At 63.9% G+C, this 26,198-nt stretch carries 26 protein-coding genes and 1 pseudogene; 10 read left to right on the forward strand and 17 right to left on the reverse strand.

From position 1 onward, the window contains the following. Positions 1-3: 3 nt before the first annotated feature. Complete coding sequence (locus Q8O35_RS05390; protein WP_305571427.1) at positions 4-903, reverse strand: hypothetical protein; 900 nt, start codon at positions 901-903, stop codon at positions 4-6. Between the two features lie 197 nt (positions 904-1,100). On the opposite strand from Q8O35_RS05390, the gene Q8O35_RS05395 reads away from it, so the two are divergent. After that, positions 1,101-1,706, forward strand: coding sequence for a peptidylprolyl isomerase (locus Q8O35_RS05395; RefSeq protein WP_371133098.1), 606 nt, complete (start codon positions 1,101-1,103; stop codon positions 1,704-1,706). A gap of 86 nt (positions 1,707-1,792) precedes the next feature. Here Q8O35_RS05395 and Q8O35_RS05400 read toward each other — a convergent pair whose 3' ends face one another. Further along, entirely contained in the window at positions 1,793-1,969 is a 177-nt protein-coding gene (locus Q8O35_RS05400; RefSeq protein ID WP_305571430.1) for a hypothetical protein, read from the reverse strand. A gap of 266 nt (positions 1,970-2,235) precedes the next feature. Here Q8O35_RS05400 and Q8O35_RS05405 point away from each other — a divergent pair, with 266 nt between their 5' ends. Further along, positions 2,236-3,894: an alkaline phosphatase gene (locus Q8O35_RS05405; protein ID WP_305571432.1), complete on the forward strand. Its 1,659-nt coding sequence runs from the start codon at positions 2,236-2,238 to the stop codon at positions 3,892-3,894. A gap of 71 nt (positions 3,895-3,965) precedes the next feature. On the opposite strand, the gene Q8O35_RS05410 is transcribed toward Q8O35_RS05405, so the two are convergent. Further along, positions 3,966-5,693, reverse strand: coding sequence for a long-chain fatty acid--CoA ligase (locus tag Q8O35_RS05410; protein WP_305571434.1), 1,728 nt, complete (start codon positions 5,691-5,693; stop codon positions 3,966-3,968). Positions 5,694-6,115: 422 nt separating this feature from the next. Here Q8O35_RS05410 and Q8O35_RS05415 point away from each other — a divergent pair, with 422 nt between their 5' ends. The 5 genes from Q8O35_RS05415 (at position 6,116) to ilvN (ending at position 11,275) form a co-directional block, all read left to right on the forward strand. Continuing rightward, positions 6,116-6,736, forward strand: a complete 621-nt coding sequence (locus Q8O35_RS05415) for a winged helix-turn-helix transcriptional regulator (RefSeq protein WP_305571436.1) — start codon at positions 6,116-6,118, stop codon at positions 6,734-6,736. A 2-nt stretch (positions 6,737-6,738) separates the two neighbouring features. Further along, on the forward strand, positions 6,739-7,833 hold the full coding sequence (locus Q8O35_RS05420; protein WP_305571438.1) for an N-acetylneuraminate synthase family protein: 1,095 nt from the start codon (positions 6,739-6,741) through the stop codon (positions 7,831-7,833). A gap of 48 nt (positions 7,834-7,881) precedes the next feature. Then, positions 7,882-8,835 (forward strand): chemotaxis protein, encoded by a 954-nt coding sequence (locus Q8O35_RS05425; protein ID WP_305571440.1) that lies wholly within the window; start codon positions 7,882-7,884, stop codon positions 8,833-8,835. Between the two features lie 348 nt (positions 8,836-9,183). Further along, on the forward strand, positions 9,184-10,953 hold the full coding sequence (ilvB, locus tag Q8O35_RS05430) for an acetolactate synthase large subunit (RefSeq protein ID WP_305571442.1): 1,770 nt from the start codon (positions 9,184-9,186) through the stop codon (positions 10,951-10,953). Further along, positions 10,946-11,275 (forward strand): acetolactate synthase small subunit, encoded by a 330-nt coding sequence (gene ilvN, locus Q8O35_RS05435; RefSeq protein WP_305571444.1) that lies wholly within the window; start codon positions 10,946-10,948, stop codon positions 11,273-11,275. The genes ilvB and ilvN overlap by 8 nt, the downstream gene beginning before the upstream one ends. A 111-nt stretch (positions 11,276-11,386) precedes the next feature. Here ilvN and Q8O35_RS05440 read toward each other — a convergent pair whose 3' ends face one another. From Q8O35_RS05440 to Q8O35_RS05495, 12 genes are all read right to left on the reverse strand, one after another. Next, positions 11,387-11,827 carry a hypothetical protein gene (locus Q8O35_RS05440; RefSeq protein ID WP_305571446.1) on the reverse strand — a complete coding sequence of 147 codons (441 nt, stop codon included), beginning with the start codon at positions 11,825-11,827 and terminating at the stop codon, positions 11,387-11,389. A 23-nt stretch (positions 11,828-11,850) separates the two neighbouring features. Continuing rightward, positions 11,851-12,513, reverse strand: a complete 663-nt coding sequence (locus Q8O35_RS05445) for a riboflavin synthase (RefSeq protein WP_305571448.1) — start codon at positions 12,511-12,513, stop codon at positions 11,851-11,853. Positions 12,514-12,525: 12 nt separating this feature from the next. Next, positions 12,526-13,695 carry a bifunctional diaminohydroxyphosphoribosylaminopyrimidine deaminase/5-amino-6-(5-phosphoribosylamino)uracil reductase RibD gene (gene ribD, locus Q8O35_RS05450; protein WP_305571450.1) on the reverse strand — a complete coding sequence of 390 codons (1,170 nt, stop codon included), beginning with the start codon at positions 13,693-13,695 and terminating at the stop codon, positions 12,526-12,528. Further along, entirely contained in the window at positions 13,661-14,125 is a 465-nt protein-coding gene (locus Q8O35_RS05455; protein ID WP_305571452.1) for a cytidine/deoxycytidylate deaminase family protein, read from the reverse strand. Before Q8O35_RS05455 ends, ribD begins: the two co-directional genes overlap by 35 nt. Positions 14,126-14,203: 78 nt before the next feature. Continuing rightward, positions 14,204-15,442, reverse strand: a complete 1,239-nt coding sequence (glyA, locus tag Q8O35_RS05460; protein ID WP_305571454.1) for a serine hydroxymethyltransferase — start codon at positions 15,440-15,442, stop codon at positions 14,204-14,206. 55 nt (positions 15,443-15,497) lie between these two features. After that, complete coding sequence (fabF, locus tag Q8O35_RS05465) at positions 15,498-16,736, reverse strand: beta-ketoacyl-ACP synthase II (protein WP_305571456.1); 1,239 nt, start codon at positions 16,734-16,736, stop codon at positions 15,498-15,500. Positions 16,737-16,854: 118 nt separating this feature from the next. Continuing rightward, on the reverse strand, positions 16,855-17,085 hold the full coding sequence (acpP, locus tag Q8O35_RS05470) for an acyl carrier protein (RefSeq protein ID WP_305571458.1): 231 nt from the start codon (positions 17,083-17,085) through the stop codon (positions 16,855-16,857). Positions 17,086-17,121: 36 nt separating this feature from the next. Beyond that, complete coding sequence (fabG, locus tag Q8O35_RS05475) at positions 17,122-17,865, reverse strand: 3-oxoacyl-[acyl-carrier-protein] reductase (protein WP_305571460.1); 744 nt, start codon at positions 17,863-17,865, stop codon at positions 17,122-17,124. Positions 17,866-17,957: 92 nt separating this feature from the next. After that, positions 17,958-18,950 (reverse strand): beta-ketoacyl-ACP synthase III, encoded by a 993-nt coding sequence (locus Q8O35_RS05480; protein WP_305571462.1) that lies wholly within the window; start codon positions 18,948-18,950, stop codon positions 17,958-17,960. Positions 18,951-19,037: 87 nt separating this feature from the next. Beyond that, complete coding sequence (plsX, locus tag Q8O35_RS05485; protein ID WP_305571464.1) at positions 19,038-20,075, reverse strand: phosphate acyltransferase PlsX; 1,038 nt, start codon at positions 20,073-20,075, stop codon at positions 19,038-19,040. Further along, entirely contained in the window at positions 20,068-20,247 is a 180-nt protein-coding gene (gene rpmF / locus Q8O35_RS05490) for a 50S ribosomal protein L32 (RefSeq protein ID WP_305571466.1), read from the reverse strand. Before rpmF ends, plsX begins: the two co-directional genes overlap by 8 nt. Before the next feature lie 59 nt (positions 20,248-20,306). Next, positions 20,307-20,828 (reverse strand): DUF177 domain-containing protein, encoded by a 522-nt coding sequence (locus Q8O35_RS05495; protein ID WP_305571468.1) that lies wholly within the window; start codon positions 20,826-20,828, stop codon positions 20,307-20,309. A gap of 180 nt (positions 20,829-21,008) precedes the next feature. Between Q8O35_RS05495 and rpmB the strand changes: the two genes are divergently transcribed. The 3 genes from rpmB to pabB all read left to right on the forward strand — a co-directional run bounded on the left by rpmB (position 21,009) and on the right by pabB (position 24,443). Further along, the gene (gene rpmB / locus Q8O35_RS05500; RefSeq protein WP_305571470.1) at positions 21,009-21,233 is read left to right on the forward strand and encodes a 50S ribosomal protein L28; all 225 of its coding nucleotides are present in this window, start codon (positions 21,009-21,011) and stop codon (positions 21,231-21,233) included. Between the two features lie 261 nt (positions 21,234-21,494). Next, the gene (locus Q8O35_RS05505; protein WP_305571472.1) at positions 21,495-22,619 is read left to right on the forward strand and encodes a C-GCAxxG-C-C family (seleno)protein; all 1,125 of its coding nucleotides are present in this window, start codon (positions 21,495-21,497) and stop codon (positions 22,617-22,619) included. 45 nt (positions 22,620-22,664) lie between these two features. Next, positions 22,665-24,443: an aminodeoxychorismate synthase component I gene (pabB, locus tag Q8O35_RS05510; protein WP_305571474.1), complete on the forward strand. Its 1,779-nt coding sequence runs from the start codon at positions 22,665-22,667 to the stop codon at positions 24,441-24,443. A 6-nt stretch (positions 24,444-24,449) separates the two neighbouring features. Here the strand turns inward: pabB and Q8O35_RS05515 are convergent, their stop codons facing one another. After that, positions 24,450-25,901, reverse strand: coding sequence for a sensor domain-containing diguanylate cyclase (locus tag Q8O35_RS05515; RefSeq protein WP_305571476.1), 1,452 nt, complete (start codon positions 25,899-25,901; stop codon positions 24,450-24,452). A 65-nt stretch (positions 25,902-25,966) separates the two neighbouring features. Beyond that, a pseudogene (locus tag Q8O35_RS05520) lies at positions 25,967-26,198 on the reverse strand (glutamine--fructose-6-phosphate aminotransferase); the annotation flags it as partial.

The following is a 26,198-nucleotide window of genomic DNA, read 5'->3' on the forward strand; positions in this document are numbered from 1 at the left end:
GTCTTAGGGCGCAGGCTTTGGGGGAACGGGCAGTCCGCCCTCGCGCCCGGCTGCGCCGGTCATGTTCACCGGGGGTTCGGAGCTTTTGAGGCGCATGGCACGCGCGCCGCCAATGGCAGGAGAAATGCGCTGTTCCACGCAGTCGGAAACCACGCCCTCCAGCTGCGAGGGCCGGGGCCGACCGGCGCGGGCCTTGGTGAAGGCCTCGTCCAGGCTGGCCGGGTTGGCTGGAATGGTGAGCCCGCCGGTGCAGGCCAGGACGGACAGGCTGGAAACTCCTGCGGGCAGCGTCTGCTTCACGCTCTTGCCGGGGGTGAGGCGAAAGACCTGCACCCCAGCTGGCAGGAACTCCGGATCAGCGCCCGTGGTTGGGGCATAGGCGGCAACTGCCTCGCAGGGGCGGTTGGCCTCCAGGGTCAGCACGCCGTCGAAGGCGCTGGCGCGAAGGGTCAGAAGCTTGGCGTCAGCAGGCAGGGAATCAGCATGGCCGCGAAGACGCAGCTCCATCAACACCACAGCTCGTGCAGCGCCAAAGCCCATGCCCGGAAAATGCTTGAGATTCACAACGCGCTGGCCTTCTGGAGCGGGCGCCAGGTCATGGGCTCCGCCAAGGCTGGCGAGGTGCTTGGCGGCCAGGCTTCGGGCGTTGTGCACCGCCTGGTCCTCTGCTTCATGCGTTGTGGCTCCCTGGCCCAGAGCCTTCACCAGCAGGTAGCGCACCGGGGCGGGCGACAGACCCCGTTCAGGCGCTGCAGATTCGGTGCTGCTTGCCGCGGACTCGGCCACAGCCTGAGAGGCGAGGGCCTGTGAAGGCAAAACGCATAAAAACAGGGCGACGAACAAAAACAGGGCCAAGGGTGCAAAGACAGCGGCGCGATGGGCGCGAGACGTGGGATTGAGCATGGTGTGCCTCCGGGTCTGAGGGGCTTCCTTTCATGTTAGCCCATCGTGGCGGGACTGACAACACGCAGTGCTGGGCGCAGGCTGTGGTGATTGCCCTGCGTGGGCTCGTCTGCTAAAGCCCTTGGCACCGTGCGGGCATGGTCCGCGTTCGGCCTGTGAACATCCGCTTCCAATCCGCGAAACAAGGAGACCTCACGATGCAGCGCTTTTTTCGTCTGATTCTGGCTCTGGGCCTCGTGCTGGCCCTGGCCGTGCCCGGTCTGGCCCAGAACGCGTCCTCCACTCCCGCGCAGGGCGGCAAAGTCCTGGTGAAGCTTGAGACCAGCAAGGGCGATATCGTCCTTCAGCTCAACAAAGACAAAGCGCCGCTTTCCGTGGCCAGCTTTTTGGCCCACGTGAAGAACGGCCATTACGACGGCACCATTTTTCATCGCGTCATCAATGGCTTCATGATCCAGGGCGGCGGCTTCGACGTTAACATGAAGGAAAAGCCCACTGGACGTCCCATCAAGAATGAGGCCGACAACGGGCTCAAGAATTCGCTGTACACCGTGGCCATGGCCCGCACATCGGACCCGAATTCCGCAGCCGCCCAGTTCTACATCAACGTGAAGGAAAACCGCTTCCTGGACCATCGCAACAAGAGCGACGAGGGCTGGGGTTACGCCGTGTTCGGCGAAGTGGTTGAAGGCAAGCGCGTGGTGGACGAGATCAAGGGCGTGCAGACCGGTCGCAAGGGCATGTTCGACGATGTGCCCACCCAGCCCGTAATCATCAAGAAGGCCACCATCATTTCGCAGTAGCCTGAATCGTTTCAGCCCGGTACGGGCGGCTTCCGCGCAGGCGGGGGCCGCCTTTTTTTGCGCCCGGCGGCGCACCAGGCTGAGCTTCAGGTCGTGCGGAAATAGCTTTTCAAGGCTTCGCGCAGGTGGCGGGTGGCCTCTTCATGGGACAGTCCATGCTTGTGCCGCAGTGCGGTGTACAGAAGCTTTGCCGGGGCGGCGTTCCCGGTCGCGGCGGGTTTCCGGCTGGGTGCGGGCGTGTTGGCGTGGGGTACACGAATCAAGGGCGTAACCTCCTGGGGCAGCGTCAGGCGCCGATGAGCTTTCTGCGGAAGCGCTGGCCTCGATGCGCACCCTGGCATATGGCGGTGACGCGGGCAGGGCGCTTGTGTGACAACTTGCGCACGGCTCAACAAATGGTAATGATGTTGAGCGCGAGCCAGACAGCCGCAGCAGAATTGTTGCGCGGCGTAATTATCCAATTTTTGCGGCAGGGGAAAGCGCCCCTTTTCTTCATGGGACCAAAAACAGCTCCAAAGCCGGAGGGCACATGCGTCTTTCAGCACACCGACCCCGCGCCAGCATTGGCGTCTTCAGCCTGCTTTTGCTCTTGTTCTTCTGCCAATCGGCCCTGGCTGCGGGCGCGGCGAAAAATGTCATTGTGCTCATCGCCGATGGCACTGGCGCGGAGCAGTATACCCTGGCGCGCTGGTTCAAGGGCGCGCCCCTGGCCCAGGACGCCATTCTGACCGGCATGGTGCGCACGCACATCAGCGATTCCGTCGTGGCTGACTCGGCCCCGTCCGGCTCGGCCTACGCCACGGGAACGCGCACCTCGGACAAGTTCATAAGCGTCGGCCCCAGGGCCAAGGTGTTGTCGAGCGAGCCTTCCCCTCCGGAGGAACTGCGCTACAGGCCGCTCGCCACCGTGCTTGAGGGCGCGCGCGTGCAGGGCCGGTCCACGGGCATCGTGGCCACTGCCGGGGTGTGGCACGCCACTCCGGCGGCGTTCTACGCCCACGTTCCCAGCCGCACCCTTGAATCCACCATAATGAAGCAGGGCGTGCATCAGGGCATCGACGTGGTTCTGGGCGGCGGGCGCGGATATCTCACCCCCAAGCACGCGGGCGGGCTGCGCGAGGACGGCCAGGACCTGGCCGCCGTGCTGCGGGAGCGGGGGTATGAATTGCCCACCACGGCCAAGGAGCTGGGCGCCGCCAAGGGACCAAAGATCTTCGGCCTGTTCGCGGGCGGGCACATGGCCCCGGATCTGGATCGCGCGGCCCTGGCCCCGCAGGAGCCAGCCCTGGCGGAGATGACCGCCAAGGCCATCGCCGTGCTGTCAAAGAATCCCAAGGGCTTTTTCCTGATGGTTGAGGGCAGCCAGGTGGACTGGGCCGATCACGCCAATGATCCGGCGCACCTGATTTCCGATCTTTTGGCCTTTGACCGTGCGGTGCAGACGGCCCTGGACTACGCCAAAAAGCGCAAGGACACCCTGGTGCTTGTGGTCTCTGACCACAACACCGGAGGCATGAGCATCGGCAACATGCGCACCAACAAGAGCTACACGCAGACTTCCGTGGAGGACCTGCTGGAGCCCCTGCGCAAGATGCGCGCCTCTGCCGCGGCATTGTGGGCGCGGCTGGGCAAGGACCAGACTCCGGAGCGGCTCCAGGCGGTTGTGCGCGAAGACTGGGGGCTCAGCATCACTGCCGAGGAAGCCAAGCTGGTTCTTGAAGCCGCCGCCGCGTATCCGGAGGAGCCTTACTACGCCCTGGGCCAGATACTCTGCCCCCGGTACACCGTGCTTGGCTGGACCACGCATGGCCACACCGGCGGCGATGTCCCCATGTTTGCCTACGGCCCAGGCGGCCCCAAGGGGCTCATCGCCGGATTTGAATTTGGGCAGGCCACGGCCAAGGCCCTGGGCATAGATCTGGCGGCGTTGAACCGCAGGCTCTTTGTGGATGCCGCTTTGGCATTCCCTCCGGGCAGCGTGCGGCTTGACGAGACGGACAAGAACGCGCCCGTGCTGCGTATCGAGCACCAGGGGCGCAGGGCCGAGCTCCCGGTGAACACGAACCTGCTGCGCATGGATGGTCGTGAGCTGCACCTGGAAGGGCTGGTGATCCACGCGCCGGACACGGGCAGGACATATGTTCCGGCTCAGGCCGTGCAGCGCATCCTGGGCAAGCGCGTCCCATAGGGGGGCGGCCCGGCAAAAAAGAAGGCCCCGTCTTGCGGCGGGGCCTTTTCTTTTGCATTGGGTTGGGCGGCTCAGGCGTCCGAGCTGGTGGTGTCCACCACGGGCGCGGCGCTGCAGGCCTTGGTGCGTTCGGCTTCTTCTGCGCGCAGGGCCCGGCGCAGCACCTTGCCGACCATGGTTTTGGGCAGGCTCTCGCGGAACTCCACATGGCGCGGCACTTTGTATGCAGCCAGCTTCTGGCGGCAGAAGGCGATGATCTCGGCCTTGGTGGGTTTTTCGCCGGGCTTTGCCACCACGAACACCTTGACCACCTCGCCGCGCGCGTCGCAGGGGATGCCAACGGCCACGGCCTCCTGCACCTTGGGGTGCGCGTGCAGAACCTCGTCGATTTCGCGCGGGTAGATGTTGTAACCAGCGCTGATGATGAGGTCTTTCTTGCGGTCTACGATGAAGAAGTAGCCGTCCTCGTCCATGTAGGCGATGTCGCCGGTGTAGAGCCAGCCGTTGCGCAGAACGTCGGCGGTTTCGTCAGGTTTGTTGAAGTACCCGGCCATGACCTGCGGGCCGCGAACGGCCAGTTCCCCCAGCTTGCCTGGAGGAAGCGGCGGGCCGCCCAGGTCCATGTCCACGATTTTGGCGTCGGTGCCAGGAACGGGCAGGCCGATGGACCCGTGCTTGGCCACGCCTTGCACAGGATTTATGTGCGTCACCGGGCTGGCCTCAGACAGGCCGTAGCCCTCGCAAATGCTCGCGCCTGTTGCGGTTTTGAACTGCTCGAACCACTCTACAGGCATGGGGGCCGAGCCCGACACGCAGAAGCGGATGGAGGACAGGTCGTAGCTGCCCACGTTTTTTTGCTGCAATAGCGAGATGTAGACTGAGGGCGCACCGGGGAACACCGTGGGGCGCTCCTTGTGGATGGTTTTGAGCACGTCTCCGGGCATATAGCGGGGGAAGGGGATCTGCGTGGCGCCCAGCGCCGTGCATAAATTCAGACACACGGTGAGGCCGTAAATGTGGAAGTAGGGCAGCACGCCCAGGAACAGTTCGCGGTTTTCGCCCATGCCCGGCAGCATCGCCGTGCATTGCAGGGCGTTTGCGCAGAGGCTGGCGTGGGTGATCATGCAGCCCTTGGCCAGGCCCGTGGTGCCGCCGGTGTACTGCAGGAGCGCCAGGTCCTTCCCGGGGATGATGCCCTCGACAGTATAGGTGGACATTCCGCCCAGAAGGGAACTCCAGGTGTGAACCGTCTCGGAGTCGAAGGGCACCTTGCTGTTTTGGCCCTCGCGCCAGGCGCGCAGCTTGTACAGCATGCTCAAGGGGAAACGCAGGGCGTCGGCAATGCTGGTGACAAAATACTTCTCTATGCCCAGCTGCGCGCGCAGCGGCTCGATCTTGTTCCACAGGATGTCTATGGTGATGAGGAAGCGCGCGCCGGAGTCCTTGAACTGGTGGACGATCTCCGTCTCCATGTAAAGCGGGTTGGTGAACACCACAGTGCCGCCCGCGCGCAGAACGCCCCAGTAGGCGATGACCGTCTGGGGGGTGTTGGGCAGCATGATGGCCACGCGGTCGCCGCGCTTGAGACCGTGCTTGCGCAGGTTTGCCGCCACTAACGAAGAGAGTTTTCGTAGTTTGGCATAGGTGATGCTGGTGTTTTGGAAAACAATGGCTGGACGGTCCGGCCAACGCGAAGCGGCCTCGTCGAGGAGCTCAAACACCGGCTTCACAGCAAGGTGCGGAGAACTCGGGACATTTTGATCGTAATGCGTGAGCCAGGGGCGGTCAATCTCGGGCATGGTCCAACCTCTTGGAGAGTCGTGGGGCTAAAAGCGCCGGTGGACTATAGTTGCGCGCCAACAAGGTGGCAAGGGAAATGAATAGGGGAGCCTGCTCGGCTTCCGCCGCCGTGGAGACGTTCTTTTGACGCAGATGGTTTGTTGTGTCTACGAATGATTCGGCCATTGGCGAGGCTCTTTCTCGTGGTTGTCGAATATTCCTTGAATATGGCTGGACCTTGACAGCTATTGGGCTGTTGAGCTATTCAGCGAATAATCAGGGCACAGCTTTTCAGAAAATATTATTGATCGAGTGAATGATTCGCAGGTTTTTTGCCCGAAATTTGCATTCCTCTAGGCGAGGCCACGGTGCGGAAGACCCTTCCGCCCGATATCGGCCCCGCAGGCCAGCAAATATTCAGGACGCATCAACCACCGAGTGAATGAACATGCTGCTTTCAGACGGAAAATACATCAAGCCCAGCAAAGAGACCAGGGTGCTGGCCATTCTGGACTCGCTGTCCCAGGACTCGGCGCTGTCCCAGTTTGAACTGGGCAGACGGCTCAAGCTCAGCGGAGCCATGGTCAACCAGTACCTGAAGCTCCTGCAGGAACAGAACCTCATAGAGTACCGGCCGGTGAACGGCAAAAGCTACCGCTACGTGCTTACCAGCGGCGGCGAGAAAAGCCGCAGGCAGATGTTCAGCGACTATTCGAGCGAAACCATCCGCCTTTACACCAACATCAAGGACTTCATCATCTCCAAGTTGAAGAGCCTGGAGGTTCGGGGGCGCAAGAAGATCGCCTTGTTCGGGGCCTCCGAAACCTGCGAAGTTGTGCTTTCCGCACTGCGCGACACCGGCTTCCATGTGGTGGCCGTGGTGGACAACGATGTGGAAAAGCACGGCGCGCTGTTCCACGGCTACGTTATTTCTTCGCCTCTGGTGCTTGAGCATGTGGATTGCCAAGCCGTGGTCATCACCTCTTTTGGCCGCCAGGACGAAATTCATCAGCAACTGCAGCCTGTCTCCGCCAAGAGAGGGCTCGAGACCGTGAGGTTGTGAGCATGGCGCACGTCACCTCCATTACGCTTTCCTCCGGCCAGAAGATTGGCCAAGGACAGCCCTGCTTCATTGTGGCCGAGGTGGGCAACAACCACCAGGGCGACATGGCGCAGGCCCGGCTCATGGTCCAAGAGGCCGCCAAGGCCGGGGTCCAGGCCGTGAAGTTTCAGAAACGGCACATGGAATCCCTGCTGACCCGCGCCGGGCGCGAGGCCCCGTACACCGGGGCCAACAGCTTCGGCCCCACCTACGGCGCGCATCGCATGGCGCTGGAGCTTTCCGCCGAGGAAATGGCCGAGCTCAAGACCCTGGCCGAATCCCTGGGCCTGGTGTTCTTTGCTTCGGCCTGGGATGAAGTGAGCCTTGAGGAGATGCTGGCCCTGGACATGCAGGTCATCAAGATCTGCTCCGCCGACGTGGTCAACGTGCCTCTGGTGCGCAAGGTGGCCGACAGCGGCCTGCCGGTGATCCTCTCCACGGGAATGAGCAGCCTGGAGGAAGTGGACACCGCAGTGAACATCATCCGCGCCCGCCACGACAATCTGGTGCTCCTGCATTGCAACAGCTCCTATCCCTGCGTGGAGGACCAGATCGGCCTGCCGGTGATGGATTCCCTGCGCGAGCGTTACAATCTTCCGGTGGGCTACTCCGGGCACGAGCGCGGCCTGGCCCCCAGCGTAGCCTCTGTGGCCCTGGGCGCCTGCGTTGTGGAACGCCACTTCACCTTGGATAAGAGCCAGGTTGGGACCGACCACAAGGCGTCTCTTGAGCCTGCGGAGCTGGCCCTGCTGGTGCGCATGATCCGCGAGGTGGAAGCCTGCATGATCCTGAAGGGCAAGAAGGTCTTCCCGGAAGAGCAGGCCGCGGCCAAGAAGCTGCGCAAGTGCATGGTCTTCTCGCGCGATCTGCCCGCCGGGCACGTTTTGACCCCGGCGGACCTGACCACCCGGAGTCCCCTGGACGGCATCTCCCCGGTGCACTGGGATGAAGTGCTGGGCGCGGCGCTTGTGCGCAGCGTGAAGCATGAAGAGCCCCTGCAATGGGAATACCTGGCCCTGCCAGGAAGCCAGAACAGTGCTGCCTCGCTTTCCACCTAGCGAACCGGGCGGACGCTGCGGCAACGGCCACACCTGGGACGGTGAAGCATGAATCAGACCAACATTCTGCTGGAAACCGGCACCAACGAGCTTGAGATCATCGAGCTCTTCATTACCGAGAGGGGCGCGGACGGAGCAAACGTCAACGCCTTTTTTGGCGTCAACGTGGCCAAGGTGCTGGAGATCATCGAAGCTCCAGAGTACCTGGAGCCCGCCACCTCGGCGGAGCATCCCAGCTATCTCGGCGTCATTCCCCTGCGCGACATGGTCCTGCCCGTGGTTGATCTTGCCGTGTGGCTGGGCGTGGATCGCGTTGAGAATCATCACGAGCCCATCCTGGTGACGGAGTTCAACGGCGTGCGCACCGGCTTCCTTGTGTCCGGCGTGACCATGATCCACCGCGTGAGCTGGAGCGACGTGGAGCCGCCCAGCCGCTACCTTTCCGATCTGCCCGGCAACTGCATCACCGGCACCGTGCGCCTGGGCGAGCACTTTGCGCTTCTGCTCGACCTGGAGCGCGCCCTGGTGGAGCTGAACGCCCTGGACACCACCGAGCCCGAGCACGCGCCAGTTCCCGCCACCGATTCGCCCCTGCGCGTGCTGCTGGTGGACGACTCCACTTCGGTGCGTTTTCTTTTGCGCCGCAACTTCGAGGGCGCCGGGTTCACCGTTGACGTGAAGAACAACGGCGAGGACGCCTGGAACCATCTGCTGGCCCTGAAGGCCGAGGCTGCCAAAACCAACACCCCCCTGACGCAGCTTCTGGACGCCGTTGTCTCCGATGTGGAGATGCCGCGCATGGACGGCTACACTCTGACCAAGAACATCAAGACCGACAAAGATTTGAGCGCGCTGCCTGTGATCCTCTTCTCCTCGCTCATCTCCCAGGGACTGCTGCACAAGGGCCAGAGCGTTGGGGCCGACGCCCAGATAACCAAGCCGGAATTCGGCGGCCTCACCAACCAGGTGCGCGAAATGATTCTGGAGCGCCGGGCGCGATAGTTTTTAAAGCCCTTGGGAGGGGCTTGACCTCCTGCGCGATTTGGGCGTAAGCAACAAAACAGTCAATAACCCCGCAACCTGCGAGCCCATACGAAATGAACCGAATCGCCGCCGCATCCGCCCTGGCCCTAGCCGCCCTGGCCTCCTGCGCCGACGTTCGCGTCGTCGTAGTAGTAGGCGTAGTAGGCGACAGCGCGTCGTAGCGGGCAGGATTCTTCTTACAGGAAACCCAAACCCCCGCCGGCGCGAGTCGGCGGGGGTTTTTCGTTCTCCCGGTCCACACGGGCCGCCCCAAGGGGAGAACCAAGCCAGCCGACCGCGCTCAGGGGCACCTTCAGGAGGTGTCTCATGCAGACCAAACCACAGGCGAAACCGATCACCATGTCGGGCGCGGAACTCACCATCCGCCTGCTTGAGCGGCAGGGCATCGACATCATCCCCGGCATCCCGGGCGGGGCCAACCTGCCCCTGTACGACGCGCTTTCCAAAAGCACGATCATCCGCCACGTGCTGGCCCGCCACGAGCAGGGCGCAGGTTTCATGGCCCAGGGCATGGCTCGCACCACGGGCAGTCCGGCAGTATTTTTCGCCACTTCCGGTCCGGGCGCCACCAACACCCTCACGGCCATCGCCGACGCCAAGCTCGATTCCGTGCCCATAATCTGCATCACCGGGCAGGTGCCCAGCAGCATGATCGGCACCGACGCCTTCCAGGAGGTGGACATCTACGGCATGTCCATCCCGGTGACCAAACACAATTTCCTGGTGCGCAGCGTGGAAGATCTGCTGCGCGTCATTCCGGAGGCCTTCCGCATCGCGTCCTCTGGTCGGCCCGGCCCGGTGCTGGTGGACATTCCCAAGGATGTGCAGACCGCGCGCATCGAGATCACCGAGCTCCCGGAGCCTGGCGGCCCGGACCCGGTAGAGGCCCCGGACCAGGAGTCCCTTGGCCTGGCCGCGCGAATGCTGGCCGAGAGCCGTCGGCCCATATTGATGCTGGGCGGCGGAGTGGCGGCATCGGGAGCGGCAAACGTGGCCCGCGCCTTTGCTGAGGCCGCCAGCCTGCCTGTGACCATGTCGCTGCTCGGCCTTGGCATATTGCCCGATGCCCACCCCCTGAATCTGGGCATGCTGGGCATGCACGGCACGCGGGCGGCCAATATCCTGATGCACGAGTGCGATCTGCTCATGGTTGCGGGCGCGCGACTGGACGACCGCGCCACGGGCCGCCTGGAGCAGTTCTGCCCGGGCGCCAAGCTGCTGCACCTGGACATCGACCAGAGCGAGCTGGACAAGCTCAAGGCCACGCATCTGGCCATCCGGGCGGATGTGGGCGCGGCGCTTGCGGCTCTCATGCCCTTGGTTGGCGTGCAGAAGAGCTGTGCAGACAGGGCGGGTTGGCTTGAGCGCGTGGCCTTTTGCAAGGTCGAGAATCCGCAGGAGCTGCCCGGCGCAGGAAATCCGCTGACGCCCTATGGGCTGGTGCGCTGCACTGGCGAGATTCTGGGCGACGGGGCCATTGTCGCCACGGACGTGGGCCAGCATCAGATGCGCGCGGCCCAGGCGTACCCGGACCTGAAGCCCCGGGCCTGGCTGACCTCCGGCGGGCTGGGCACCATGGGCTTCGGCCTGCCCACGGCCATCGGCGCGGCCCTGGCCAATCCGGGCAGGCGCGTGGTCTGCTTCACAGGCGACGGCTCCCTGCAGATGAACATTCAGGAACTGGCCACGGCGGCGGAAACCGGGGCCAATGTCACCATCGTGCTGGCGGACAACGGAGGCCTGGGACTGGTGCAGCAGCAGCAGGACCTGTTTTACGGGCGGCGCATCTTTGCCTCAACCTATCGGAACCACATAGACTTCATCAAGATTGCCGAGGGATTCGGCGTTCGCGCCGTGGAACTCTCCGAGAGCCGCGACCCGATGGCCGCCCTTGAGCGCGCCCTGAAGTGCGAGGGGCCGTGCCTGGTGCGCGTGCCTGTGCAGGCGGCGGAAAACGTGTATCCCATGGTGCCCCCGGGCGGCGCCAACACCGACATGATCTGCCAGGACGCCCCGGCGGCCTGCGAAGCCAGCAAAGGCGGCAATGCCAAAGATGGAGGACGGACACATGCCTAAGAATGAACAGAACCTCATGGCCCTGCGGCTCACCGTGAACAACCACCCTGGCGTCATGACCCACGTGTGCGGGCTGTTTGCGCGCCGGGCCTTCAACGTCGAGGGCATTCTGTGTACTCCACAGGAGGACGGCACCACCAGCCGCATCTGGCTGGTGGTCAAGCGCGACGAGCGGCTGGAGCAGATGATCCGCCAGGTGCGCAAGCTGTACGATGTGCTTGAGGTGCTGGCCTTCGAGGCCGATGCCACGGCCCTTGCGCGCATGGACGCCTGCATGGAGGGCTGGGAGGCCGCCGGTCCGTGCGCGGAGTCAGCGGCGTAGGGCGTTCACAGGCGCATGGGCGGCTGTGGCTGATGGCAGGGCTGGCTTGGCTTTGGCGGCGGGTCTGGCGTTGAGCCGGACGGGGATTCGCTCCTCGTCTGGCTCGGTCAGCTAGTAGCGCGGCAGCGCCGGCTGTCCTGCCTGATTGGGCTGGCCCAGGCGGCCCAGTGTGGCGCCCAGCTGCATGTGCACGGGCATGGTGAAGTCCTTGGCCCCGATGTTGGTGGCAGTCTTGCGGCGTGAGAGCACGGTGACGCTGGTGCCGGTTCCGGAAGGCGCAAGGTATACGCCCACGTTCTCGCCGTTGCTCATGGCGTTGACCCCGCGCTCGGCCAGGAGGTACTTGCCGCCAGCGTCGACCTCCACCACGTGCAGCCCGATTTGCGGCAGGCTTCGGATAGCCGCTTCAAGCACGGCTTCGGGTTTCTGGGGGTAGAGCATGGTCATGCCGCCTGAAGGGGGAGCGCCATCGGCTCCGGGCCGCAGTCCCTGGGCGCTGGCGCAGGCGGCCAGCAGAAGCAGCAGTGCGAGGGCGGTGAGGCGTCGCGGCATGCGGTCCTCCAGGCTGTTGTTGTCTAGAACCCGTGATCTTTGAGGAAATCCATGCTGAGCTTGGAGGAGGGTTTGCCCACGCCATTGCCCGAACCCATCCATGCGCCAAGCATGTTGCGCACGTATTTGCCGATGAGGTCCGTCTCCATGTTCACGCTTGTGCCAGGTGTCCAGCCGGAAATGGTGGTGTCGCGCTGGGTGCTGGGGATGATGTTCACCGAGAGGAAGTCCGGGCCGCAGTCGTTTACGGTCAGGCTGATGCCGTCGAGGGTCACCGAGCCTTTCTGGATGACGAACGCGCCGTGCTCCGCCGGAAAGTTCAGGGTGTACACGCGGCTTTCGCCCGCGGGCTTCACCTCGGCAACGGTGGCCAGGCAGTCCACGTGGCCGCTCACCAAGTGGCCTCCCAGGCGGTCGCCCAGGGCCAGGGCGCGCTCCAGGTTGACCACGCTGCCGCTTTTGAGTCCGCCCAGGTTGGTGTGGCGCAGGGTCTCTGCGCTGGCGTAGGCCGTGTACCAGCCGTCTCCTGCGGTCTCCACAGTCAGGCAGGTTCCGTTGACGGCGATGGATTCGCCGAGCACGATATTCTTCAAGTCGAACAGGGCGCGTATGCGCAGGCGCGTCTCCGCGCCGCGGGCCTCTACGGCTTCCACGCGGCCCATGCCCTGCACCAATCCAGTGAACATCAGCTTCCCCTCCTATTTGCGACGGGGCTTGTAGGTAAGTTTCAGGTCTTCCCCGCAGGAGACCGTGTGCGCCAAGCGGAAGGGCAGGGCCTGCTCCATGGTCTGCACCGCCTCGCCCGCGAACAGGCTCTTGCCTTCGGCGTCGCCCAGCACGCGCGGGGCCAGGTAAAGCACGAACTCGTCCACCAGCCCTTGCCTGCACAGGCTCAAGGCCAGGTGGCCGCCGCCTTCGCACAGGGTGATGTGGGCCGAAAGCTCTTGGCGCAGGCGCTCAAAGGCCGGGGCGAAGTTCAGCCCGTGGCCTGTGGAGCCGGAAAGCTCGGGAAGCCCCCAGATGTGCGTGCCGCGTTCACGCAGTTCATCGGCAAGGGGCGTCTTGGCCGAGTATTCGCTGGTCCAGAACACGGCCTGTTGTGGTCTCTGTCGTAAAATTGTGTAGTTAGAATAGGCCTTTGGCAGCTTGCTGGTGACGATGACCGCCAGGGGCTGGCAGACGCCTTGGGGCAGGCCGGGCGTCTCAGTCTCCAGGCGGCAGGTGAGCTGCGGGTTGTCGCCGTAGAAGGTGTTGCCGCCCACGATGACGGCCTGCACCTGGGAGCGCAGCCGGTGCACGTCCTGCTGCGACTGCGGCCCGCTGACGGACTGGGGCCTGCCGCCGCGCGCGGCGATCTTCCCGTCGATGGTGCTGGCCATCTTGAGAATGTTGTATGTGCGGCTGGTGGTCTTCCAGGTGATGAACTCGTCGATGAGGTCGCGGCAGAGCGCTTCCTCAACGCCCACCGTGACGTCCACTCCGGCGGCGCGCAGGGCTTCCACTCCGCCTCCGGTCACATCCTGGTTGGGGTCGCCGCAGCCGATCACAACGCGCTTCACCCCGGCCTTCAACACGGCCTGGGTGCAGGGCGGGGTCTTCCCCTGATGGTTGCAGGGCTCCAGGGTCACGAAAAGCGTGCAGGCGGCGGCGTCGATGCCCTTGGACGCCGCATCGGCCAGGCATTCGACTTCCGCGTGGGGGCCGCCGTGGGTCTTGTGCCAGCCCTCGGCCACCACGGCGCCGTCCTTGACCAGCACCGCGCCCACGCAGGGGTTGGGGGCCGTTGCTCCGCGCCCGCGCAGGGCCAGTTCAGCCGCGCGGCGCATGAACAAATCAAGTGGACTTGTAGTCTCCAGGCATGTGGGCATGTTCCACCCCCGCTTCCTTAAGCATGGCGTTGGCCAAGTCGTCGGGATACGACTCGGCGAAATAGATGGCCTTGACCTGGCAGTTGATGAGCATCTTGGTGCAGATGAGGCAGGGCTCGGTGGTGCAGTAGATCTCTGCACCGGCGAGGGAGAGCCCGTGCAGCGCGCACTGGATGATGACGTTCTGCTCCGCGTGCAGGCCCCGGCAAAGCTCGTGGCGCTGGCCCGAGGGGATGCCCAGGCGCTCGCGGATGCAGCCCACCTCGCGGCAGTGGGGCACGTTTGTGGGGGTGCCGTTGTAGCCTGTGGCGATCATGCGTTTGTCGCGCACGGCCACGGCGCCAACCATGCGGCGCAGGCAGGTGGAGCGTTCCGCCACAAGGTGGGCGATGCGCATGAAATAAATGGGCCAGGGGACGCGTTCGCTCATGTGGGCCTCCCGAAGCCTAGGGATACGCCGCCCGGACCTCGGCTTCAAGCTTGAGATCCGGGCGGCCTTAAGGGCGTTTTACCAGGCGTAGAGCGGGAACTCGCGGGCGAAGTCCTCCACCTCGAGGCGGATTTCCTCCAGCACGGAGTCGTTGTCCATGTTCTCCAGCGCGGCGGTGATGGCCTCGGCCACGGCCAGCATGTCTTCTTCGACCATGCCGCGTGTGGTGAGGGCCGGCGTGCCGATACGGATGCCCGAGGTGATGGTGGGCGGCGTGGTGTCGAACGGAATGCCGTTCTTGTTCACGGTGATGCCAGCCTTCTCCAGCGCGGCCTGGGCGTCCTTTCCGGTGATCTTCTTGCTGCGCAGGTCCACCAGCATGAGGTGGTTGTCCGTGCCGCCGGAGACCAGGTCGAATCCGGCGTCTTTCAGGAACCCGGCCAGGGCGCCGGCGTTCTGGACGACCTGCTCCTGGTACTGCTTGAATCCTGGCTGCAGCGCTTCGCCGAAGGCCACGGCCTTGGCGGCGATGATGTGCATCAGCGGTCCGCCCTGGATGCCGGGGAAGATGTTGGAATTGAGCGACTTGCCCATTTCCTCGCCAGCCAGGATCATGCCGCCGCGGGGGCCGCGCATGGTCTTGTGCGTGGTGGTGGTGGTGTAGTGCGCGTGTTCGATGCAGGAGGGGTGCAGCTCTGCGGCGATGAGGCCCGCGATGTGGGCCATGTCGACCATGAGCACCGCGCCCACTTCATCGGCGATTTTGCGGAAGCGCGCAAAGTCGATGATGCGGGGGTAGGCGCTGGCGCCGGCCACGATCATCTTGGGCTTGCACTCCTTGGCGGTCTTTTCCAGAGCCTCGTAGTCGATGGTCTGGGTGTCCTGGGACACGCCGTAGGAGACGATATTGTAGAGCTTGCCGGAGAAGTTCACCGGGCTGCCGTGGGTCAGGTGTCCGCCGTGGGCCAGGTTCATGCCCAGCACGGTGTCGCCGGGCTTGCAGGCGGCGAAGTACACGGCCATGTTGGCCTGGGAGCCGGAGTGCGGCTGCACGTTGGCGTAGCCCGCTCCGAAGATCTGCTTGGCGCGCTCGATGGCGAGCTCTTCAGCCTGGTCCACGAATTCGCAGCCGCCGTAATAACGCTTGCCGGGGTAGCCTTCGGCGTACTTGTTGGTCATCACGCTGCCTGCGGCCTGGCGCACGGCGGTGGAGACGAAGTTCTCCGAGGCGATGAGCTCAAGCCCGCCCACCTGGCGGTCAATTTCTCCGGCGATGGCGGCGGCGATTTCCGGGTCTTGGATGAAGAGTTCTTCCATGGTGCGTCCTCGTGTGGCTGATTATGCCTGATGGTTGCGTTGGCGTGAAAGTCCGCTAGTCTGTGAAGCGTTTGAAGAGCATGCAGCCGTTGGTGCAGCCGAAACCGAAGGAGTTGGACAGGGCGTATTCGGCCTGCTTCTTCCTTGGTCCGTCCGCGCAGTAGTCCAGGTCGCACTCGGGGTCCGGGCTGGTCTGGTTCACCGTGCCGGGGATGATGCCGGTTGCGAGCGTCATGACGCTGAACACTGCCTCGACCCCGCCGGCTGCGCCGAGCAGGTGGCCGATCTGACCCTTGTTGCCGCAGATGACTATGTTCTTGGCATGGGCGCCGAACACGCTCTTGATGGCCCGCGTTTCGCACAGGTCGTTCAAGTAGGTGGAGGTGCCGTGGGCGTTGATGTGGTCCACAGCGCTTGGGGCGATGCCCGCTTCCTCGATGGCCTTTTGCATGGCTATGGCCGCGCCGGAACCGTCTTCGGGCGGAGCGGTCATGTGGTAGGCGTCGCCGGAAGCGCCGCAGCCCACAACTTCCGCCAGGATCTTGGCGCCGCGCGCTCTCGCGTGGTCCAGGCTCTCCAGCAGCAGCAGGCCGCAGCCCTCGCCCATGACGAAGCCGTCGCGCTCCTTGTCAAAGGGGCGGGAGGCGTGCTCCGGGTCGTCGTTGCGGGTGGAAAGCGCCTTCATGGCGTTGAAACCGGCAAAGGCCAGGGGCGTGATGGTGGATTCCGAGCCGCCGCAGATCATGACGTCGTTGCGGCCCAGCTTGATTTCAGAGAAAGCGCTGCCGATGGCGTGGGTGCCGGAGGCGCAGGCCGTGGTGGTGCAGATGTTCGCGCCGCGAGCCCCGTGCTCAATGGACACCATTCCAGCCGCCATGTTGGCGATGATGGTGGGGATGAAGAACGGGGTGATGCGGCCTGGACCGGCATCGATGAGCTTTTGGTGCTGGTGCTCGATGCCGTCGAGTCCGCCCAGGCCGACGCCGATGATGACGCCAGCGCGGTGCGCTTCTTCTGCAGGGATCTTCCAGCCAGCCTGGTCCATGAGCATCTTGGAGGCGCTCACCGCATACTGGGTAAACTTCTCCATGCGTCGCGCGGCCTTGGCATTAATGTACTTGGTCGGATCAAAGCCCTTGACCTCGCCGGCGATGCTTGTGTCATGGCCGGTGGTGTCGAAGCTGGTGAGTTTGGCTATGCCGGATTTCCCGGCCAGCAGGTTCTCCCAGCTCGACTCGATATCGTTGCCAAGGGGGGTGATGGCGGCCACAGCCGTGACGACAACCCTGTTCATGCAGACATATCCGTTTTCGGGGGCAGCCCGTGCGAGGAAAATGACGGAGCGCCCCGCAGCCCAACGCAGGCAGGGCGCTCCGAGAAAGTCTTATGCAAGAAGAGCCGTGTGGCTCGTCTTAGGTGTGCTTCTCAATGTATTCGATGGCGTCCTTGACCTTGAGGATCTTCTGAGCCTCTTCGTCGTCGATCTCGATGTCAAAGGACTCTTCCATGGCCATGATCAGCTCGGTGAGGTCCAGGGAGTCGGCGCCCAGATCTTCAACAAAGGAGGCCTCGGGCTTCACTTCATCGGCGGACACGCCCAGCTGCTCAACGACAATGGCTTTGACTTTTTCGGCTACGGACATATTTCCTCCAAAAGGTGGTTTAACGTGACAATTTAGTTACATATACATTCCGCCGTTGACGGCAAGAACCTGTCCGGTGACATAGCCTGCGCCCGGACCAGCGAGGTACGAGACGGCGGCGGCAATGTCCTCGGGCACGCCCAGGCGGCCAAGGGGAATGCTTTCCAGCATCTTAGCGACAATGGCTTCAGACAAAACCGAGGTCATGTCGGTCTGGATGAAGCCCGGGGTGATGGCGTTGACGGTGACGCCGCGGCCCGAAAGTTCGCGCGCTGCGCTTTTGGTGAGCCCGATCAAGCCCGCCTTGGCGGCGACGTAGTTGGCCTGTCCGGCGTTGCCCATCTGCGCCACAACGGAAGAAATGTTGATTATGCGGCCCACGCGCTGCTTGGCCATGATTTTTGCGGCCTCGCGAAGGCAGGCGAAGGCTCCGGTAAGGTTCACCTGGATGACGCGGTCCCAGTCCTCATCCTTCATGCGGATGAGCAGGGCGTCTTTGGTGATGCCGGCGTTGTTGACCAGCACCTCAAGGCTCACCTTGTCTTTGATCTCCTCGGCGAAAAAGGCGCAAACAGCCTGCCGGTTCGAGGCGTCGAGGCAGAAGGCCTTGGCCTCTCCCCCAGCGTCAGTGATGGCAGAGACTGTCTTTTCGGCTTCTTCGGGCCGACTCACGTAGGTCAGGTAGACCTCGAAACCGTCTTTGGCGAGACGTTCTGCACAGGCGCGGCCAATGCCGCGCGATCCGCCTGTCACCAGTGCAACCCTGGACATGTCGCTCATTTGGTTTCCTCTCTTCCGGTCTGGTTTACAACCAGCATGGTTTCCGTGCAGTACCCGAATTTCCGCCAGACTGCAAACCCGCTCTTACCGTTCTAGAACCTGAGAAGGCTGGAGCCCCAGGTGAAGCCGCCGCCGAAAGTGCCCAGGAGCACGAGGTGGCCGGGCTTGACAACCCCGGCCGCCACGGCCTCGGAAAGAGCCAGCGGCACCGAAGCGGCAGAGGTGTTGCCGTACTTCTGAAGATTGGTGAACACCTTGGATTCGGGGATATCCAGCCGCTTGCCCACGGCCTCGACAATGCGCAGGTTGGCCTGGTGCGGGATGAACACGTCCACGTCGTCCTTGGTGTACCCGTGCTTCTCGAGAATCTCGCCGCAGACGGAGCTCATGGAGCGCACGGCGTGTTTGTAGACCTCGCGGCCATTCATCTCCACGAAGAAGTCCCGGCGGATGGCGTCGCCCAACTTGTATGGCGTGCCTGAACCGCCGCCCTTGACGGTCAAGAGGTCGCCCATGGCGCCATCGGAGGACACCAGCACGTCCAGTACCTGCGCGTCTGAGGCGCCCGGCGTTCCGCTCGACAGAACAACCGCGCCCGCGCCGTCTCCGAAAAGGATGCAGGTGCCGCGGTCGGTGTAGTCCACGCGGGAGGAGACGATGTCGCAGGCGGCCACGAGAACCTTGGCCTCTGGGTGCAGGGCCAGGATGCTCCGCGCGGTTTCCAGCGCGTAGAGAAAGCCGGAGCAGGCGGCGGAAACGTCCATGGCCATGCGGCCGCTTATGCCCAGGCGGTGCGAGAGCGTGCAGGCGGAGGAGGGGATGAAGGCATCGGGCGTGAAGGTGGCCACAATGATGTGGGTCAGTTCCTCGGCCTGCATTCCGGCCTTTTCCAGGGCGGCCTTGGCGGCGCTGAAACAGAGGTCGACGCAGGTTTCGCCATTCAGGGCTACGCGCCGCTCGCGGATTCCGGTGCGGCTGACGATCCATTCGTCGTTGGTCTCGACCATGCGTTCGAGATCGGCGTTGGTTATCACGCTGTCCGGCGCACAGTGACCCAGTCCGCGGATGATGCAGGATGTGTTCATGGGTATGCTCTGTTGAAGCTAGTGCCAGCGGTTGCCAGCGTGGTTTGCGTATTGGCCTGGCCGGGAGCGAGACGCTCCGGGCTCATGTCAAGCCCTATTCCTGCCGAACTGGGCCAGCTCGGCGTGGGCGGAAAGTTCGGCGGCCAAGTGCTCATGAGATTTCTTTTCCACAAAGGTCGCGGCCATGCGCGTGGCGTTGGCCACGGCTTTCACGTTGCTCGATCCGTGGCAGACGATGAGAATGCTCTTGAGGCCCAGAAGCGGCGCTCCGCCATACTCGGCGTAGTCCATCATCTTGGCAAAGTTCTTGAGGGAGCGCATGGACAGGGCGGCCCCCATGCGGGAAAGCATGTGGCGCTTGAGCTCGCGTTTGAGCACGCGGCCAAAGCTGCGGGCCAGCCCTTCGGAGAGCTTGAGGCAGATGTTGCCGACAAAGCCGTCGCACACGGCCACGTCAAGGTCGCCGGTGAAGATGTCGCGGCCTTCCACGTTGCCCACGAAGTTCAGCGAGGTCATTTTCAGGAGGTCGTAGGCCTCCTTGACCATGATGTTGCCCTTGCCCTCTTCTTCGCCAATGGACAGAAGCCCCACGCGCGGATGGTCCACGCCCAGCACGTCGCGGGCGAGGACATCGCCCATGATGCCGAACTGGGCCAGGTGGAAGGGCTTGGAGTCGACGTTGGCGCCGACGTCGAGAAGGACCACCGGCTCTTTCTCCGTGGGCATGATGGTGGCCAGGGCCGGGCGTTCGACGCCCTTGATGCGGCCAAGCACGAACATGCCGCAGGCCACGGAGGCCCCGGAGTTGCCCGCACTGACCACGCCGTCGGCAAGGCCATTCTTGACCAGCTGGCACGCCACCTGGATCGAGGAGTCCTTCTTGCGGCGCAGTACGTCAGCGGGCTTCTCCTTCATGTCCACCACCTGTGAGGCGTGGTGGATGGTGATGGGAAGCTCGGAGACGTCTTCAAGGCGCGCAAGCTCGCCGCGAAGGACTTCCTCATCGCCCACAAGGGTGATGTGGATGCCTTCGCGGGCGGCCTGCACGGCAGCAGGGACGTTGACCCTGGGGCCTATGTCGCCCCCCATCGCGTCAACGGCTATGCGGGGCGCCTTATCAAGCATTCGCGGGCGTCAGGGCCTGGCGGTCTTTGTAGTTCCCGCACGCATTGCACGCGCAATGGGAAAGCACGGGCTCGCCGCACTTGCACAGCACGACATTGGGAACAGCCACGTGGTCGTGGGAACGGCGCATGTTTCTGCGGGATCTGGAGGTCTTTTTCTTCGGTAAGGCCATGATGGCTCTCCTTTGTTCTTATGGAACGCGCCGGAGGGGGCTCCGGGGTGCGCTGGTGTTTATGATAACTTCAAGTTGCGCAGGACCGCAAGCCTTGGATCGCCCTCTTCGCGGGCGCAGGCGCAAGAGCCCTGATTCCTGTTGATGCCGCAATTGGGGCACAGGCCCTTGCAGTCCTCGGAGCACACGGGGTTCTCCGGCAGGGCCAGCAGGTACTGCTCCCAAAGAAAGCCAGCCGCGTCGAACTCGGGCTGTCCCGCAGTCATGCGCAGTCGGCATTCATCCTCCAGAACCTCGCCAGCCTTTGCGTGCTCCTCGAAGCTGTCGAACTCGCCTTCGACGGGCAGTTCGAATTCTTCGATGCAGCGGCCGCAGGGAAGCAGGATGGAGCCCTGGAAGCTTCCGCTCACCAAGTACCCGTCATCCTGGGGGATGATGAGCATGCTGGCCTCGAATTCGCGCCCCACCTTGGCGGGCACGCTGAATTCGTTCATCGGCCCGGTCCATAAGGACTGGTCCGTGAAATGAAATTCCCGGCCCTCGGCCGGGATGTCCTGTAGTGCAATCCATAGTTCGCTCATGCTGCCTCGCAGGCCGCATCTCTATACGGGCGGCTTTTTGTTTGTCAAGAAAAAAGCACTTGCGTTTTTTCTGGTCCGAGGCTAAAAGTCCTCTTCCTTGAGGCCGGGAGCCCGGTTTCAGCCATGATGCGGACTTTGCCGCATCCACCAGCACAGAGAATGTTTCAGGAGGATTCCAATATGTCCAAGACCTGCGATATCTGCGGCAAGCACCCCAGCTCCGGCAACAACGTGAGCCATGCCAACAACCGTACCCGGCGTCGTTTCCTGCCTAACCTGCAGCGCACCAAGGCCGTTCTTCCCTCTGGCGAAGTCAAGTACGTCCGCGCCTGCACCCGCTGCATCCGCAGCGGCTCGGTGGTGAAGCCAGCCGTTCGCCGCGTGCCCACCGAGGCCGCAGCCTAAAGCCCGCTCAACCAACGCCTTGCGAAACGAGAGAGCCCCGGCATGCCGGGGCTTTTTTCGTGCCATTTTTCCGGCCCGGCAGTCAAGGGAGGACATCCCTTGCGCCCTTGCCCTTCTTGGCTGCCCCCTGTTCTTCACGCCATAAGCAAAACGGAACATCGGCTTCAGACATTCCCATTAGACACTTTACCTTGGCATCTGGCACCTTGTGGTTTCGGGCCGGGACTCCTCCGGCTAAAGTCCGCAGACAGGAGGCCGCTTATGTCCAGTACGGATTATTTCGCCAAGGTGGCTGTGCAGTGGGACCAGCTGCGCTCTGGATTTTTCCCTGAGGCAGTACGTGTGAAGGCCCTGGCCCTGGCCGGGATACGCGGCAGGCAGGGCGCTGGCAAGACAGCCGCCGACCTTGGCGCAGGCACGGGCTTTGTGAGCCAGGCCCTGCTCGACGCGGGACTTGCGGTTTTCGCCGTGGACCAATCTGCCGCCATGCTGGCCGAACTGCGGGCCAAATTCGACCCGGAATGGCAGGCGGGCCGTTTGACGGCGCTGGAGGGCGGGGCCGAAAGGCTGCCGGTTCCCGACGCCTCCGTGGATTTTGTGTTCGCCAATATGTTCCTGCACCACGTGGACGATCCGTCCCGGGCCATCGCCGAAATGGCGCGTATTCTTCGTCCTGGCGGGCGGCTGGTGATCACCGACCTGGACGCGCATGCACACCAATTTCTTCTGGTTGAGCACCACGACCGCTGGCCCGGCTTCCAGCGCGAGGCAGTCATCGCCTGGCTTGAGGCCGCTGGCCTTGTCTCCGTCAGTGCGGACTGCTGCGGCGAGAGCTGCTGTGCGGATTCCTGCGACGCAAGGGACCACGCGGAGATCTCCATCTTTGCGGCCAGCGCCAAGCGGCCTGTGCTTTCCATTCGTCCGGCTGTCGCCGACCCGCTTGCCGTGGGCAGGCGCGCGCGCCAGCTTTTCAGCGAGGCTCCCAACCTGCTGTGCGCCGAGTCCGTGTTTCAGGCCGCAGCAGAGGGGCTGGGCGTGGATTCGCCCCTGGTGCCGCGCGTGGCCACAGGGTTTTGCAGCGGGCTTTCGCGCACCGACGGTCCCTGCGGGGCCTGGACCGGCGGGGTCATGGCCCTTGGGCTGGCCCTGGGCCGCGAGAACGGTTCGGACGACCTTGACGACACCTACGCGCCGGTTCAGGAATTCCGCGAGTTCTTTCTGGCGCGCTTCGGCGACCTTTCGTGCACGCGCATCTGCGGCTGCCATCTGGGCACGGACGAGGGCCGCAAGAACTTCGGCCTGAGCGGTGCCAAGGGGCATTGCCTGGATGTTGTCGAGCAGGCTGCGGCGCAGGCCATCCGCATTCTTCAAGTGAGCGAACGTTAGCGCCGGGACTTGCCCTGAGCCTCTCAGGGCGGTAGAGCGGGGCGCATGGAAGCAACGGATCTGACAGGCGTGACCGCCGAGTTTCTGGACGCATCTGCGGATGGCGGCGGCTGGGGCCGCAGGCTTTTCTTCGGCGCGCCCCTGGACAGCCGGCAGGCCTGGGGCTTGTCAGAGGTGGCGCAGGTTGTGGCCTGGGCCGAGGCGCAGGCCCGTGCGGGCCGCTGGGTTGTGCTCGCCCTGGCCTTTGAGGCTGCACCCGCCTTTGACGCCGCCCTTTGCGTCCACCCGCCCCAGGAGGGCCTGCCCCTGGCCTGGGCCTCCAGCCATGTCGAACCCCTGGCGACCGCGCCAGCCGCTCCGGCTTCCTCATGCCACCACGGGCCCTGGCGGGCTTTGGTTCCGCCCCGACAGTACGCCGAAGGCTTCGCCCGCCTCCAAGACTGGATCAGCGACGGCGAAACCTATCAGGCCAACTACACCGTTCCTTTCGAATGCGCCTGGGCCGGCGACGCGCGCGCCTGGTTCGCGGACCTTGCCAGCGCCCAGACTGCGGGCTTCTGCGCCTGGCTGGACCTGGGGCGGCACCAGGTTCTGTCCGTATCGCCGGAGCTGTTCTTTCGGTTGCAAGGGGACGGCGGGGTGCTGGCCCGGCCCATGAAGGGCACGGCCCCGCGCGGCGGCGATGCCTCGCAGGACCTGGAGCTGCGCGAGGAGCTTGCCCGCTGTCCCAAGAACCGCGCCGAGAACGTCATGATCGTGGACCTCCTGCGCAGCGACCTGGGCCGCGTGGCCCTGGCGGGCAGCGTGCGCGTGCCCCGGCTTTTCCACATCGAGGATTATCCCACGGTGTTCCAGATGACCTCGGATGTGCGCGCGCGCCTTCGGCCTGGAGTCACGCTCTTTGAGGTTCTGGCCGCGCTCTTTCCCTGCGGTTCCGTCACCGGAGCGCCCAAGGTGCGCACCATGCAGCTTATCCGCGAGCTTGAGCCCCACCCGCGCGGACTTTACTGCGGGGCCGTCGGGCTCCTTGAACCCAGCCAGGAGGGAGGCTTGCGCGGCGTCTTCAGCGTACCCATCCGCACACTGGCGCTGGATAGCGACACAGGACTGGCGCGCTTCGGCGTCGGCGGGGGCGTGACCCATGACTCCACCGCTGAGTCGGAGTACGCGGAAATTCAGACCAAGATGCGCTTCCTCGTGCCGCCGGAGCAGGACTTCGAGCTGCTGGAGTCGCTTTTGTTGTTGCGCGGGCGCTTTCCCCTGCTGGAAGGGCACCTGGACCGGCTCCGGCGTTCCGCCGCGCACTTCGGTTTTCCCTTGGATGAGGTCGAGGTTCGTCGTGTGCTGGAGGTGTTGGCCCAGACGCATGTTTCGGGGCGTCGCAAGGCCCGGCTGCTGCTGGCGCGCGACGGTTCGCTCAAGGCCGAGGCCGCGCCCATAGCTGGCGGCAGGGTCAAGGTGCGCGCCTGCTTCGCGACCGGGCGGGTGCAGTCCGCCAATGAACTGCTGGCGCACAAGACCACGCGCCGGGCCGTGTACGAAGACGCCTTGTCCGCGTGTCCAGGGTATGACGACGTGCTGCTGCTGAACGAGCGCGGCGAGGCGACGGAATCCACGCGGGCTTCGCTGGTGGTATTGCTGGATGGGGCGCTGGTGACGCCGCCGCTTTCGTGCGGGCTCCTGCCTGGAGTGTTTCGTGAGCGTTTGCTGGAGCGCGGAATCGTGCGCGAACGGGTGCTGCTCCCGGCGGATGTGCTCCGGGCCGAGCGCGCGTGGCTGGTGAATTCCGTGCGCTGGTGGATGGATTGCCAGGTTGCGGGGTAGGCTGGCCTAGGCCGTTTTCACGCAGTTCCGGCCCGCCTGCTTGGCCGCGTAAAGCGCAGTGTCGGCTCGGCCAACAAGGGTTTCCACACATTCGCCTGGAATGAGCTGCGTCACGCCGAAGCTGGCCGAGATGCCTCCGGGCACCAGGGCGGAAAGTTCCGGGTCGTCCACCAGGGCGGCGCGCAACTTTTCGGAAAGGGCCGCACCCGCGTCGGCATCGCAGTTTTTCAAGATCATCAGGAACTCCTCGCCGCCCCAGCGGCACACCGTGTCCGAGGAGCGGAGCTGCTGCCGCAGGCTGGCTGCCGTGAGTTTAAGCACCTGATCGCCCACCATGTGGCCGTACTTGTCGTTGACGGCCTTAAAGTGGTCCAGATCGGCCAGGATCACCACCAGGGGTTCGTTGGCGCGCAACGCCAGGCTGATGGCTTGCTGGAACAGCACGTCCAGGGTCTGCCGATTCAGAAGTCCCGTGAGCTTGTCCCTGGTGGCCATTTCCTCCATGCGCCTCTGATAGCGCGTAAGGGCCAGGCCGGTGATGCACACCACGAGGATTGTGACGGCGAAGCACACGGCGAGGTTCACGTACAGCGTGCGCCGAATGCCGACCAGAGCGCTGTCCTCCGTCTTCTCCACGAAGAGGAACCATTTCAGTTCCTGAATGTAGCGCACGTTCAGCAACCGCGTCTTGCCGTACAGCTCGTACTCGTAGGAGCCGGTCTTCTGGCTCAGGATGGTGGGCGCCAGTTCGCGCAGGCCCTCTATGAAATGGATGTTGTTTTCCTTCTGACCCGCGTCGTCGGCTGAGAGCAGGATGCGTCCTTGCAGGTCCACGAAGGAGATGCGGCGCCCGAAGCGCTCCTGGTGATGGCTGATTGCGGTTCGAACCGCGTCGACCGTGAGCCCGACGCCTGTTGCGCCGATGAAGTTTCCGTCAAAGTCGTTCACTCGGTAGTTGATGAAGATGGTCAGGAGGTCGCGGTTGGCCAGATCCGGGTCCACGTTGATCTCGTAGGGGTCGCGCATGGCGCGCACGCGGTAGTACCAGGCGTCGCGGTTCTCCAGCTGGTTGACCTGTTTGACCACGCCTGAGGGGTGGTAATAATTGCGTGATTTGTCAGATACGAAGAAGCTGGTGAAGGCACCGTATCTGACCATGACCTCGCTGAGGTAGCGCATGAGCTGGCTTTTGTCGCGCTCGCCTTCCAGAACCCAGTCGCGCAGGAAGGTGTTGCTGGCCATCATGGAGCCCACAAACAGCGGACGCACAAGATCCTTCAGAATCTCGGAGTAGACGTTGTCCGAGGTGAGGGGCAGTTCCTGGGTGAGGATGGACTCGCGGATGGCCTTGCGCGACACTTGGTAGCTCACCAGGGTGGTGCCCAAAAAGCCCAGCACCAGAAACAGCGTCACCAGCAGCAGTACCGGGCGTTTGCGGGGCAGGGCTCTTTTGGACATGGGGAACTCAGCTTTTCCGCCTGTCCCGGAGCGGTCGCAGGTGCGCGGCCGCTCCGGCGGCGGGGTTATTCAACGGTGACGCTTTTGGCGAGGTTGCGCGGTTGGTCCACGTCCTTGCCCAGATAATCGGCCATTTCATAGGCGAAAAGCTGCAACGCGGGCAGAATGACAAAGGCCGCCAGCGGTCCGGCTGCCCTGGGCAGGGTCCAGGGGTGCTCCACGGCCAGGTCCAGCCCCTCGTTGGTGAGGGCGATGATCTCGCCAGCGCGCGCCTGCACCTCCACCAGATTGGACTTC

Origin of the sequence: Humidesulfovibrio sp. (assembly GCF_030689645.1) — a bacterium.
GTDB lineage: Bacteria > Desulfobacterota > Desulfovibrionia > Desulfovibrionales > Desulfovibrionaceae > Humidesulfovibrio.